Origin of the sequence: Yokenella regensburgei (assembly GCF_051486985.1) — a bacterium.
GTDB lineage: Bacteria > Pseudomonadota > Gammaproteobacteria > Enterobacterales > Enterobacteriaceae > CBFFRJ01.
Genome location: NZ_JAHVDV010000083.1, coordinates 1 through 1,683 on the forward strand (window position 1 = coordinate 1; position 1,683 = coordinate 1,683).

The 1,683-nt window shown below is 48.5% G+C and carries 2 protein-coding genes; both read right to left on the bottom strand.

Annotation, left to right across the window (positions count from 1 at the left end):
• The coding region (locus KXR87_RS23505) for a hypothetical protein (protein WP_437434582.1) at positions 1-920 on the bottom strand (920 nt) is incomplete at its 3' end.
• A 456-nt stretch (positions 921-1,376) separates the two neighbouring features.
• Positions 1,377-1,683 (bottom strand): fimbrial protein (locus KXR87_RS23510; protein ID WP_437434583.1); only part of this gene is annotated, 307 nt, incomplete at its 5' end.

Sequence of the window (1,683 nt, forward strand, 5' to 3'; positions counted from 1 at the left end):
GGACTTCCCGGCGTTAAGCCTGTTGACTGGGAGGTCGCTCCCCAGGCGAGCTGAATACCAAAGCCTGTTGCCGTACTGCCACTGTCCAGCGCAATAACGCCACTGTTGGTGCCGACCTCGCTGGTTCTGGGTAGGACGGTCAGGACAAGGCCTTTATTTGGCGTGTTAGCAGTGATTCCGCTGATCGCATTGCTCGAATTGAGAGAATAGACCGGGTTATAGCCCCAGGCTTTAGGGCACTGCAGGGTAAAGGTGGCGTCCTTCCAGTCAGAGACCGACACGCCCACATCATGTTTACCCATGTCCACCTTTTTAAGGGCAAAGTTACAGGTGCCAGGGTAAGCGGTTAATGAACCATTAAACTGTTTGGACATGATGAACCAGCTCGTTGGGTAAGCGGGATCATAGCCATTATTTGGCGGTGGCGGGAGCATGGTATTCCCGGGCGGAATATCCAGGATTACATTCATTGTCGGTCCGGTAAAGGTTACCAGACCATTTATCGGTAATTCACTCCCGCCGTTTGAGGGCGGTATCTTCCAGAGCGTAGCTTCCACGCTTAACGCGTTATATGAAAGACTCGTCCAGCGATACTGGGTTCCCATCCCCCCCGCATTGAGAACGGTAGGGTTTGCGGAAGTACCGATAGAACTGGTGGGTGTTGCCGCATTGCCCATTGCAACTTTAAATGAGATACCCACGCTCGCTTCTGAGGTAGGAAATATCCATACACCGTTATACATCGTAGGTTGTTTGCCATTATAGGGCACGACGTACCCGACAGTGTTCACGCTGTAGGCAGAGCTCATATCGCACTGGGCATTACCACTCCAGCGAAAAAATGACCATGTCGCGAGTTTAGACCAGCCCGCGGTGTTGCCTTCACCACCACTGGTTATTGGCAGGTTTTGCACAGGCATCGTAAAGCTCTCAAGAGGAGAGCCACCGGAGCACTGTATGTTTATTGCATAAACCCTGGAACCACACAAACTTGCTAAAAATAGTAATGCTATAAATGGCCGCATCTTTTCCCCCTCGCGCGAACTATCGAGGGGGATAATAAAAGGCACAGGAACAGTCAGAAAATAAATTATAAGATGGATTACCACCTCAAACCATGCGTTCAGCGACACAACACATTGATATTAACCATCTGAAATATTAATAAAATCACCATGTTTTACGGAAGTGTTAAAACGAGAAAATTATAAGTTTTACCTTCCTGGCGGAGAACTCCTTTTTTGTAAAAAAACAGAACATTTTATATAGTAAATATTTAATCGAAACAGTACGCATAAAAATATCAACCGTAACCGCTGGTTATTAAAAACTATTTACGGTTTCGCCCGAACAAAAATTTTCGGGCGTGAAGTAACTTAATTATAACTTGCCACAATCTCTATCGAAGAATTTGCCGTCCCTGCCGAGACCGTTCCCGTGGTGCGAATGTAGCGGGCAGCCATTTTAATGGTCTCAGTCGTGGGCGTACTGCTGCTGGAGTAAGTTTTTGTCGTATAGCCCGTGGCTGCAATAACACCCGGCTTGACGGGTTGATTAAATGTTACCGGACTTCCCGGCGTTAAGCCTGTTGACTGGGAGGTCGCTCCCCAGGCGAGCTGAATACCAAAGCCTGTTGCCGTACTGCCACTGTCCAGCGCAATAACGCCACTGTTGGTGCCGACC